Origin of the sequence: Phaeovulum veldkampii DSM 11550, assembly GCF_003034995.1 — a bacterium.
GTDB classification, from domain to species: domain Bacteria; phylum Pseudomonadota; class Alphaproteobacteria; order Rhodobacterales; family Rhodobacteraceae; genus Phaeovulum; species Phaeovulum veldkampii.
The window spans coordinates 1-11,623 of sequence record NZ_PZKF01000056.1 but is presented as its reverse complement, the minus strand read 5'-3'; the positions used below and the strand labels follow the sequence as shown (position 1 = coordinate 11,623).

Below are 11,623 nucleotides of genomic sequence, written 5' to 3'. Positions count from 1 at the left end.
TAAGCGCGCGCTGGCCGAGGTCGAAACCTCAAGAAGGTCGCTTCAGGCGTCGTTGGAGTCTGAACGAGCAACACGCTTTTCTGAAACCGCTGCCCTGACACGCATGGCCGAGGATTTGCGGGAAGAAGTGGCGAAGCTTACATCGCACAATAGAGAGCTTGCCGCAAAACTTGACGCGGCTGAAACACGCATCAAACAGAAAGAGGAAAAATCCAAGACCGAGATCACCAGTGAGCGTCAACTCCGTTTCAAAGAAACCGCCGCGCTTACGAGAATGCTTGAAGACCTTAAAGCGGAAGGTGAAAGAAAAAAAAGACCTTTTGAAAAATGGTTGGTTGAGAACCTGGTGCGCAGCGAGAGGAAGCGCAGAAAATACTCGCGAAACCGGTTTGCATATTTTTCGGACTCAAAGTCGACTATGGCAAGGGTTTATTTTCGATTGCGTCCGGGCTCGTGATGGTTTTCAGCCGCTCAATTCTCCCGGATCGTGTCCGACGAGCCCTTGGGGCTCACGCAGCATTGCGTCGGCATGATTTTCTTGATGTCCTTCGACAATGTGGTCCGTCGGTTTCTGCAGGAAATTCTGCCTGCATATACGCTTGGTATCGGTTGGGGTGTTACCAAATTGTGGTCGCTCAGGCTGAGAAGTATGTTCCCAGAACTGTTCGGGATCTTGTTGCGATCTCTGTCTCGCTGGCCGTGGCAGGGCGCATTCAGAGTTGCGAAGGTTTCGTCGAAAAGCATCTGGCCACGCTTCGCAGAAAGCCACGATATGCAATCGAGGCGGCGCGGGGTATAGTCAGATTTAATCCGTCCTTGGCGCTTAAGCTTCTTGCGGGTCTGCCAGCTACGGCTGATTTTCACGCCGCAATTTATCTTGCGCTGAAACAGCAGGTTTTGGCGCAAAAGTCTTTTCGAGAGATTGCACGCCCAGCACGACCAGATATCGTGGCAGGGCATTTCTTTCTAAAGGCAAATTTGACTACGAACATTGGAGAGAAGGTGGCGGCGGTGAACCGACAGCTTTTCGAATTCGGCCTGTCAGCGGTCCATCTTGCTGATGGCGCATCATTCTTTCGACTAGATATGTTGCGCAGTGAGAACGAGCATACTTCTCATAACGGCCCTCTCGTTTCGATTATCGTGCCGACCTTTAATGCTGAGGCCACCCTCAGGAACAGCGTGTCTTCGTTACTCAAGCAAAGTTATCGCAACCTGGAGATCATTATTGTCAATGATGGTTCCAGCGACAGCACCCAGCGGATAGCCAATGAGCTTGTGATGGAGGATCCACGTGTTCGTGTGCTGGATTCTGCCCTCAACAGGGGAGCCTATGCCGCGCGAAATGCTGGTTTGAAGGAAGCTGTCGGGCAATTTGTGACAGTTCATGACGCGGATGATTTTGCGCATGCTCAGAAAATTGAGCGGCAACTATTTCCGTTGTTGCAAGATGAGCGTCTTGTGTTTTCGATTTCCGACATGGTGAGAGTTTCGGATAATGGTATTTTTGCGCGCAGGGAAATTTATCCATTGCAGCGCCTCAACACCAGTTCGCTCTTGTTTCGTCGTGTGTTGGTGCTTCGTGAGTGTGGTTATTGGGAGGAAGAGAGATATGGTGCCGATAGCGAATACCTCTTTCGCCTCCGCAACAGCTTTCCCAAGGATCGGCGGATTCGTTTGCGGCTCCCCCTCAGCTTTGCGGCCGATCGTTCCGGATCTTTGACGGCCTCTGTTTCGATAGGTGGGCTTGGGGAGCCAACCGATCCTCGTCGAATTGCCTACACCGAAGCCTACACGCGGCGATGGCTGCAACGATCGGGCGGTCAATCGCATGTCTGATGTAATGCCACGCCTTTCGATCCTGTCGGCAAAATGGCGGGCCCGCCTTGTGTCAGCGCCGTCTTGGTGCCGGCAGTGCTTCCGGACGGCGATGGCATCGCAGACGGCCGGCTATGCATGCACCAGCCTGCTTTTGGCGCGATCCCAGACACTATCGACCGTTCTAAGGGACCGCCCTGTCTTCTACAGTCGGCTCCTGCCATTGAAGGGAAACACAGTTCTGGGTTGGGGACGGAAGTGGTCCGGCAGACGCGCCATGGCCTTGGCTGCGCATCAAGGGCGCGCTTTTCGCCTTGTCGAGGATGGTTTTCTGCGCTCCGTCGGACGTGACGATCTGGCCCTATCCCTCGTGCTCGACGGCAACGGCATCTATTATGACTGCACCGAGCTCTCCGATCTTGAGATCTTCGCCCAAGAGTCGCTTTCGCGAGCCGAGATCGCGCAAGCGCGCAACATTATCGCGATGTGGCGTGCAGAGCGTCTCTCCAAGTATAACGCGGAACGTGATGTCTCAGGGTCTTTGCCGGACCGCTACATCCTCGTATGTGATCAGACATTTGGCGATGCCTCCATCCTCCATGGCGGCGCCAACGCCGAGAGCTTTACGCGTATGCTGCAGGCAGCCCTCACCGAATATCCCGAGTATGCCATCATTCTGAAAACCCATCCCGATGTGGTCACGAACGGCAAGAAGGGGCATTTCGGCCTCGCGGCAATGGCAGCGAACAAACGCGTCCGGATTGTGGCGGACCCTGTTCACCCGTCGAGGCTGATCGAGCACGCCGATGCCGTTTACACCGTGACATCGCAGATGGGGTTTGAGGCGCTTATCTGGGGCAAGCGTGTGCGCTGCTTCGGGATGCCCTTCTATGCCGGCTGGGGTTTGACAGATGACGAACTGCCTGCACCGGAGCGGCGAAAGCCCGTGACCCTCGCGCAGCTCGTCCATGCGGCATTAGTCAAATATCCCCGCTACATCGACCCCGTGACCATGATCCCCTGCGAACCCGAGTGCAGCTTTGCGCATGCCGGATTGCAGCGCCGGAAACGACAGGAATTTCCTGAACAGATTGTGGCCCTCGGCTTCTCGCGTTGGAAACGCCCTTTCATTCGGCGCTTCCTTCAAGGCTCTCATGTGGTGTTCGAGAAAACACCCTCAGCCGTGTCGCCATCGCAATCTTCGTCCACGATTGCCCTATGGGGCAGCGCCGAGGCTCAAGCACTCCCGTCGAACGCGACCATCTTGCGGATTGAAGACGGCTTTCTGCGTTCCTCCGGTCTTGGTGCCGATCTCGTGCGGCCGCTGTCGCTGGTCATCGACGATGTCGGGATTTATTATGACGCCACGCGCCCGTCGCGGTTGGAGCACATTCTCGAAACGCAGGTGCTGGACGGAGCGGCGGTAGGGCGTGCTGATGAACTCCGCAACAGGTTGATTGAGCACGACCTGACAAAATACAACTTGGGTAGTGAGGCTTGGGATCGGCCCAATGCACTAAACCCCGTAATTCTCGTCGTCGGCCAGGTCGCAACCGACGCCTCGATCCGGCTCGGCTCGCCAGAGGTCAGGTCCAATGCTGAGCTTCTCAGGCGCGTCAGGCAGGAAAACCCAGCTGCTTATATCGTCTACAAGCCGCACCCCGATGTTTTGGCTGGCCTCCGCCGCCAAGGTGACGGAGAGCGGGATGCGCTGGCCTTTGCCGATGAAGTCTTGGCGCGACCAGTGTCTCTAGGCCAGCTTATGGGACAGGTCGATGAAGTTCATACGATGACTTCGCTGTTGGGCTTCGAGGCGCTGATCCGGGGCGTGAAGGTCGTCTGCCACGGTCTGCCATTCTATGCGGGCTGGGGGTTGACGGAAGACCGGGTGGCATGCGCCCGCCGGACGCGGCGATTGACGGTAGGCGAATTGGTTCATGCGGCTCTGATTTCTTACCCTCGATATTTCAACTATGAGCGGGACTGCTTCGTCGAGCCCGAGCAGGCAGTAGAACAACTTGCTGAATTGGCAAACGACGGCCCTCAGCATCGGAGTCTGCATCGCAAGATCTTGCGGGTCGCCATTCTGACCTGGCTGAAGCTTAAGGGAAACACGCGATGACCAGTGCAATGAACGACGAGCGGTCGGTGTCAAAGGGCAAGGTGCTCACGCTCGGTAACTCGGCGGCGATCGATCCGAGCGATTGGCAGGAGAAACGCCGACCCAGCAGATTACTGGTGTCGTTCCTCCTGTGCGTGGTGCTGCCGTTCATTGCCGCTACGATCTATTTCGCGACCTTGGCCACCGATCGTTATGCGGCCCGCGCTGGTTTCTCGATCCGCGGCATCGACACGAACGCCGGGATCGATGGGATAGGCGCCTTGACCGGCCTTGCCAGCACCGGATCGACCACGTCCGACTCCTACATCGTGCTCAGCTACCTCGCCAGTCGTGAGCTTCTGGAGGCCGTGGACCGGCAACTGGATCTGCGCGGCGTCTATTCTTCGCCCGACGTTGATCCGCTGTCGCGGCTGGCTCCCGAGGCGACGGTCGAGGAGTTTCTGAAGTACTGGAACAGACGGATCCACACCCAATTCGATCCGGCCTCGGGGATCATCGAGTTTGAGGTGCAATCCTTCACCCCGGAGCATGCGCGCGAGATCGCAGCGGTGGTTCTGCGCCTGACGCAGACATTGGTCAACGAACTCTCAGCCAACGCCCGCAGCGACGCGCTCAGGTTTGCTCGCGAAGAAGTGGAGCTTCAGGAGGCCCGATTGCGACAGGCGCTCGGCGCGATCCGCGATTTCCGCGCCTCCGAGCAATCCGTCGACCCCTCTGCAAGTGCCGCGCTCGAGATCGAGCTGATCGCCAGCCTCGAGGCGCGTCTCATCGACGTGAATGCCCGCATTGCCGCCTTGCGCCAGACCCTCGATGAAAACGCGCCCAGTCTCACCGCGCTGCGACGCAATGCGGATGCTCTGGCCGCCCAGATCGTTGAACGTCGAGAGGCGATCGGCAGCGATATCCTTGGTGAAAGCGGTGTCAGCGCTGTCAGCCAGCAGCTTGCCCTGTACGAAGAACTCGAAGTCGAACGAAGTCTGGCGCAACAGGCCTATGCATCGGCCCTTGCCTCGCTGGAGCAGGCGCGCAGGGATGCCGACCGACAGCAACGCTATCTGGCCATCCATTTGCGGCCCCAGGCCCCTGAATCCGCGCAATACCCGCGCAGCCTGCGAAACCTCATGATCCTGGGCTTCGCATTGGTCGCCGCGTGGGGCATCGGGGCGCTGATCACCTATTCCGTGCGGGACCATCTGACATGAAGCTGGTGAGCACGCCCGAGCTTCTGTCTTTGCAGCTGCGCGTGATTGCCAGCCTTGTTCTGCGCGAAACCCGCGCGACCTTTGGGACATCGCCATTCGGCTATGTCTGGGCGATCATCACGCCGACCGTCGGCGTCGGCCTGATGGTGTTCCTATTCAGCATCATCGGTCGCCAGCCCCCCTTCGGATCGAGCTTGGCCCTGTTTTTCGCAACGGGTGTCCTCACCCTTCAGTTCTTCAACCAGCTATCGAACAAGCTCATGACGGTCTTTGATGCCAACCGGGCCCTGCTCACATATCCGATCATCAAGGATGTTGACACGTTGATCGCCCGGGCCGTGCTGGTGGCCGCCACCTATGTGGTGATCATGGTCGTCTTCTACACCGCGCTGATCGCCCTGAAACTTGCCTCACTCCCCGCGCATCCCGAGCATGTTGTTTTGGCCTTCCTCGCCACCTTTCTGCTGGGCCTCGGCTTTGGCACGCTCAACGCCGTGATTGCCTCTCTCTGGGACACCTGGACCCAGATCGAAAAAATCCTGACCCGGCCTTTGTTCTTCGTCTCAGGGATCTTCTACGTCCCGAGCCAGTTGCCCCCACAGGCACGCGATCTGCTGCAATGGAACCCCGTGCTGCATTTGGTCGAATGGTTCCGCCACGGCTTCTATCCAAACTACAACTCGATGCTTCTCGATGTCTGGTATCCCGTAAGCGTCGGGGCAGGGATGCTGCTGGTGGGGTTGGCCGGCGAGCGTCTGTTCCGGCAGGCGAGGTACTAGATGCTCGTCTTCGACAGGGTCAGCAAATACTACCGGGTCGGGGGTGTGAAAAAGACGATCCTGTCCGATTTTTCCTTTGCGTTTCCGCCGGATCGCAATGTCGGGATCATGGGCAAGAATGGGGCCGGAAAATCCACGATGATGCGCCTGATGGCCGGCATCGAACCGCCGACCCTCGGCAATATTTTTCGCACGTCACGCGTGTCATGGCCGCTGGGGTTTTCCGGCGGCTTCAACGGTAGCATGACTGGCATCGAGAACATCCGCTTCGTGTCGCGCATCTACGGGCAGGATCCGGCGCGCGTCATCTCCTACGTAACCGAATTCGCGGAGTTGGGGCCGTCCCTGCGCCTGCCGATCAAGACCTATTCGAGCGGCATGAAGGCCCGCCTGGCCTTTGGCCTGAGTATGGCGATCGACTTCGATGTCTATCTGATCGACGAGGTCACGGCTGTCGGCGATGAAGATTTCAAGAAAAAGAGCAAGGCCGTCTTTAAGGACAAGCTCGCCCGAAGCCAGATCATAATGATTTCGCACTCGCCTAGCACAATCGCCCAATATTGCGACTGCGGGTTACTGCTGGAGGGAAGCCGCATTCGGTTCTTCGATCGGACCGATGACCTTCTTCTCGCCTACAAGGAGCTCAACGCGTGATGATCAGTGAAACCCGGTCAGTCATGCGCCAGATCTGCGCATCGATGGTGTTCGTCATCCATGTCGTTATCGCGACCTTTGGTGTTGTGGTGGCTCCACCTGCCCATGCCGAAGGGTGGCGGGTCGGAATCTATTCCGGGCAATGGGCGGATACACGGCTCCCATACCTGCCCTATAACGCGGCAACGGGACGGCTGACCTTCAGCGACAGCTATCTGACCTCGGTCATCATGTCCCGTCATCTGCTTACACGGGATCTTTTCATTCCCTATACGTCCATCGGGTTCTCGGACGCGCGCATCGAATTCGAGGGAACCGCGAGTCTTCACCGCGGGCTCCAAACCCATGAGGAAGTGACCCTCGGGGTGATGCTGCGGACGCGCGATTACGATCTTGCGTCCTTCGGGACCATTAACTTCGGCTGGGCCAACGGCTTTTCTTATGCTTTGTCGTCGCCTGCCCACGAATACGGAACAAATCTTGTGCGTGGACAAGATACTGTTCAATTCCAGTACTATATGGGTTTTGAGGCAGAATATGCCCATGCGTCATGGGATCGGTTAAGCGTCTTTACCCGACTGCACCACCGCTCGGGGATCTATGGTATCATCTCCCCATCTCGGACCGGTTCGAACATCATCGGTCTGGGCCTAAGGCTGAGTCTTGGCGCGAAGTAAGTTTACAGCACTTTGGTGTGCGGATGAATTTCGAAGTGAGGCCCGCTTGAGCCGAATGGCTTACGAACCTCACCAGAGTTAAATAATTACAATGTCTTAGGCGCCGGAGAGCGTTGGATACCAGACCCATTCGCTCCGCCACTTGCACATTGCAAACCCGAGATAAGGTCCCTGACGGGGCCTTTTTTCTTTTTGTTTCAAAGGGGTTTAGCGAGGCCATCCGACTTTCGGAGACTGGCGATTTGGCCAGAATCGGTCTCAGAACGCCCCGCGTCTCTTTCCACCCGCCCTTCACCCAAATCGAGACGGATTAAAAAAGTTACGCCTTTTCATCATGTTGTCGAGAATGAACTACGCCGCAGTTGCAGGGAGATCATCTGCTCTCGGTGCAAACAGAGACACCCAATGGCGGCGTTTCACAGCGCAAAACCTCGTAAGACTGCGTGAAGCCCTTGGTAACTAAAAGCCTTTCGTCTAATTGGAGGTAACAGGGCTTGCGACCGGCAGCCGTGGAGTTTGGAGACGCGATGATGGCACCCCGAGGAAATGCCCGTGGCCTGGTTGAATGGTCTCGCCGCGATCCTTGGCGCGAGCGCATGGCCGAAATGGTCGAGCGACACATCCGACGTGCCTGTGACCTGAACGACATCGACATCTACGACCTGCCAGACGTGATCGGCGAACATGCCATGGTGGCGATGGACTGTGCTTTCGAGGATTGCTGTACAGCGACCTGGGAGGATGGGAGTAACCTCGCCAACGATTACCTCAAGCGGCGAGGCTGGAAAGAGACAGTGATCAATCGCTCCTACATCGAGGCACTTCGGGATTCGGTGGTCAGCCTCTATGAAGTCAGCGACGTTCGCCCCGGAGAGAGCTTTCTGGCGCGTGACCTTTTCCGGGGCGGCGATCCGATCCGAGTCACTGAACGGACAGCCACAAAGACGCTGGTGCAATGGGACGTCATCGCGACCCGAATTATCACCGTGCGGGGCGTTGTGCAGATGGCTGCCGCGGTGCTCGCTGTAGAACGAGAGCTTGCTGACGAGATGCTCGCACTCATGCGGCGCACACAGAGCCGTGCGCCCGAGGCGGCGGCTGAAATCGCAGATCCAGAATTCCGAACTCGGCTCGAGACCGAACTGGTCAATGACGAGACGCTGCTATCTATCGCAGCGCCTGCGATTACGACGCTCTGGCTGAATGACACGATCCGGCGCTACCACGCACCCTTGCCCGAACTGGCCAATACCGACGGCGAGAAGTTGGAGTTCATGACGCTGCATTATCGTCTGTTGCCCGGCATCACAGTGGCAAAAGTCGCGGAGGCTCTCGCTGGCACACCTGACATTCGTGATGAAGATGACGGGAAGCATTGGATATGGTTCGCGCCGGAGAAGCCTGGCCGCAAGGGACGCACGAGCGCGCAGGCTGATCATGAAGACACTGGACGCACCATTTACGGGCATCTGACGCTTGGCCCGTCAAAGCTTGAGGTCATGGTCAACTCTGAGGACCGCGCGACGCGCATCAGGAATATTCTGGCGCCAATTCTTGATGGTCTGGTCCAGCCGCCGCTCACTGAACGAATTACACCTGAGCAGGCAATGGCCGAGAGGGGCGGCGCCCGAGCACCTGCACCCAGAAGTTTGCCGGAAGGCATGAGCCCGGAGGATATGCGCGAGGCCGTGCATCAATTTCTCGATCGCCAATATCGTAATGTCCTCCGTCAGAAGGTACCCGCGCTGGGGGACAAAACACCGCGGCAGGCTGTGCGGAGTGCGAAAGGTCGGCAAGCCGTCGCTAATTGGTTGAAAGGCTTGGAGCAAAACAATGCCCGCCTTCCAACCGATGACCCTATGCATGATTACGACTTCAGCTGGATGTGGGAGGAACTCGGCATTACTGACCTGCGGTCGTGACCGGGTTTCAGTCGAAGGCTCGCCTCTTCTGCTCCCCCCAACCCTCCCCCGCCAGAAAGCAAAGATCGTATAAGCTAACCGCCGACGCCTCTCGCCCACAGGTCAGCCGCTTCAGCACCTCCGGCGCGAGATAGGCCAACCGCAGCTGCCTACTGACATGGCGCTCGGCCAGCCCAACGGCCTCAGCCAGTTCTTGAATGGTGGCAAACTCACCGGCATCAATGCGTCGTCGCCAGCCCCATGCCCGGCCGATGGCACGCAGGATATGCGGATCCTGCGCTTGATCTTCGCTGGGCCGGTAGTCGGTGGGCGGCAAGATCTTCGGCCGCCCGTTCTTCTTGCGCACCGTCAGGGGGATCAGCACGCGGATTGAGCTGCTCCCCGAAAATCGGACAGTGACGTAAGCTACGATCTGACGTCTGCTGAAGGGCTACCGCAACGGGCATCGCGAGCGCCAGCTCGTTGGCACCTTCGGCACCGAAACGGTCAGCGTGCCGCGCGCCCGGATCGAGAACGAAGAGGGTAAAATCACCGAATGGCGGTCCAAGGCGCTGCCGCGCTATCAGCGGCTGACGAAGAAGGCAGAAGCCCTGATCGCCTCGGTCTATCTGGCCGGAACGAACACGCGGCGGGTCAAACGCGCGCTCTACGGCCTGTTTCAGGGGGCAGTCGGCAAGGACGTGGTCAGCCGGGCCTGGCGCAAGGTGAAGGTGGACTGGGACGCGTGGTGCGCCCGCAATCTGGCCGACGAAGATATCGTCCGTCTCATTCTGGACGGCACCGTCATCAAGACCCGACTCGACCGCAAGGCCACGAACATCTCGGTGCTGGCGGCCATCGGTGTGCGCCGGGATGGCCAGAAGGTTCTGTTATCCATCATGAATATGGGTGGAGAGAGCAAGGCCGCCTGGGGCCAGTTCCTCGCCGATCTCGATGCGCGCGGGCTGAAGCGGCCCGAGTTCGTCATCATCGACGGCGCCCCTGGTCTTGAGGCCGCACTTGTCGCGCTCTGGGGCGAGGACTTGGCCGTCCAGCGCTGCACGGTCCACAAGCATCGCAACCTTCTCGGCCATGCCCCGAAGACGATGCACGACGAGCTGACCGAGGACTACCGCGACATGATCTACGCCGACACCGCGGTCGAGGTCGAGAAACGCCGCAAGGCATTCCTGCGCAAATGGCGGCTGAAATGCAAGGCCGTCGCCGACAGCCTCGAGGAGGCAGGCGACCGGCTGTTCACCTTCACGCGGCTCGACCCGTCACAATGGAAATCGGCGCGGACAACGAACGCGATCGAGCGGCTGAACGAGGAATTCCGCCGCCGCGTCAAGACCCAGACCGTGCTGCCCTGCGCCGAAACCGTGCCGATGCTGCTCTGGGCCCTGATGGCCTCCGGCCAGATCCAGATGCGCAAGGTCGATGGCTGGGAAACCCTAGATCAGCCAATCGAACCAATCACCCTTGACCTCGTCGCCTGATCAGGTCCAAATCCCAATGCTCGGAGATCGGCGCCAGAGAATTTCCACCACATTCGAGACACGACCAGCCAGCCAGCGAAGGGGCACAAGACCTATCCCTATCTGCTCGGCGGACTGCGGGTCGATCGGCCCAATCAGGTCTGGTGCGCCGACATCACCTACATCCCGATGCGCCGCGGCTTCCTCTATCTGGTCGCCATCATGGACTGGTATACCCGGAAGGTGCTGGCCTGGCGGATATCCAACACTCTGGAGGCTGACTTCTGCGTCGAAGCGTTGAACGAGGCGATCCACAAGTTCGGCCCGCCCGAGATCATGAACACCGATCAAGGGTCGCAGTTCACGTCCTTCGCCTGGACCGACCGGCTGAAACGGGTCGGCAGCCGGATCTCGATGGACGGCAAAGGGCGCTGCATCGACAACATCTTCATTGAGCGTCTCTGGCGGTCCTTGAAGTATGAATGCGTTTATCTGCACGCCTGGGAAACCGGGTCGCAGGCTCGGCTCGGCATTGGGCGCTGGATCACCTTCTACAACCACCAACGCCCTCACACTGCCCATGGCGGACAACCGCCCGCCGTGGTCTACTTTACCCGCATTGAAACCGATCAGCAGGTGCAGGCAGTAGCTTAAATTACCCGGAAATCTGTCCAAGAGATGGGGAGTAGCTCATGGCTGAACATGGTCGAACGCTTCTTCGCCGAGATCACCAACCGGCGCATCCGCCGGGGAAGTTTCGACAGCGTCGATGATCTGGAGGAGGCGATCTATGACTACCTGCTGTTCCACAACGCCAAGGCCAAGCCCTTCGTCTGGACCAAATCCGCCGAAAATATCCTCACCAGAGAACGCCGTGCACTGGACGCACTCGATGAAATCCGTGGAAACAGGTAGCAACCGTCAGACTCGGAACACTAGCGTCTGGTGTACTTCCAGCTGCTTAGCCTTCTTAAGATCCCTGTGCAGGAGAA

At 58.4% G+C, this 11,623-nt stretch carries 9 protein-coding genes and 3 pseudogenes; 11 read left to right on the top strand and 1 reads right to left on the bottom strand.

What is annotated here, in order from left to right; translation table 11 throughout:
* From C5F46_RS16765 to C5F46_RS14750, 8 genes are all read left to right on the top strand, one after another.
* On the top strand, positions 1 to 457 hold a 457-nt coding region (locus tag C5F46_RS16765), incomplete at its 5' end, for a hypothetical protein (protein ID WP_181317766.1).
* Positions 457 to 1,839 (top strand): glycosyltransferase family 2 protein, encoded by a 1,383-nt coding sequence (locus tag C5F46_RS14780; RefSeq protein ID WP_107326098.1) that lies wholly within the window; start codon positions 457 to 459, stop codon positions 1,837 to 1,839. The genes C5F46_RS16765 and C5F46_RS14780, both read left to right, overlap by 1 nt.
* Positions 1,832 to 3,940: a capsular polysaccharide biosynthesis protein gene (locus C5F46_RS14775; protein WP_328588582.1), complete on the top strand. Its 2,109-nt coding sequence runs from the start codon at positions 1,832 to 1,834 to the stop codon at positions 3,938 to 3,940. Before C5F46_RS14780 ends, C5F46_RS14775 begins: the two co-directional genes overlap by 8 nt.
* Positions 3,937 to 5,142, top strand: coding sequence for a lipopolysaccharide biosynthesis protein (locus tag C5F46_RS14770; protein ID WP_107326096.1), 1,206 nt, complete (start codon positions 3,937 to 3,939; stop codon positions 5,140 to 5,142). The genes C5F46_RS14775 and C5F46_RS14770 overlap by 4 nt, the downstream gene beginning before the upstream one ends.
* Positions 5,139 to 5,921: an ABC transporter permease gene (locus C5F46_RS14765; RefSeq protein WP_107326095.1), complete on the top strand. Its 783-nt coding sequence runs from the start codon at positions 5,139 to 5,141 to the stop codon at positions 5,919 to 5,921. Before C5F46_RS14770 ends, C5F46_RS14765 begins: the two co-directional genes overlap by 4 nt.
* On the top strand, positions 5,922 to 6,575 hold the full coding sequence (locus C5F46_RS14760) for an ABC transporter ATP-binding protein (protein WP_107326094.1): 654 nt from the start codon (positions 5,922 to 5,924) through the stop codon (positions 6,573 to 6,575).
* Positions 6,572 to 7,252, top strand: a complete 681-nt coding sequence (locus C5F46_RS14755; protein ID WP_133618608.1) for a hypothetical protein — start codon at positions 6,572 to 6,574, stop codon at positions 7,250 to 7,252. Before C5F46_RS14760 ends, C5F46_RS14755 begins: the two co-directional genes overlap by 4 nt.
* A 527-nt stretch (positions 7,253 to 7,779) precedes the next feature.
* Positions 7,780 to 9,174 (top strand): hypothetical protein, encoded by a 1,395-nt coding sequence (locus C5F46_RS14750; protein WP_146160241.1) that lies wholly within the window; start codon positions 7,780 to 7,782, stop codon positions 9,172 to 9,174.
* A gap of 7 nt (positions 9,175 to 9,181) precedes the next feature.
* Here C5F46_RS14750 and C5F46_RS14745 read toward each other — a convergent pair whose 3' ends face one another.
* Entirely contained in the window at positions 9,182 to 9,538 is a 357-nt protein-coding gene (locus C5F46_RS14745; RefSeq protein WP_235820186.1) for a hypothetical protein, read from the bottom strand.
* A 61-nt stretch (positions 9,539 to 9,599) separates the two neighbouring features.
* Here C5F46_RS14745 and C5F46_RS14740 point away from each other — a divergent pair.
* The 3 pseudogenes from C5F46_RS14740 to C5F46_RS14730 all read left to right on the top strand — a co-directional run.
* A pseudogene (locus C5F46_RS14740) lies at positions 9,600 to 10,652 on the top strand (IS256 family transposase); the annotation flags it as partial.
* Between the two features lie 54 nt (positions 10,653 to 10,706).
* Positions 10,707 to 11,285, top strand: a pseudogene (locus C5F46_RS14735) (IS3 family transposase); the annotation flags it as partial.
* A gap of 30 nt (positions 11,286 to 11,315) precedes the next feature.
* A pseudogene (locus C5F46_RS14730) lies at positions 11,316 to 11,475 on the top strand (IS630 family transposase); the annotation flags it as partial.
* Positions 11,476 to 11,623: the final 148 nt, after the last annotated feature.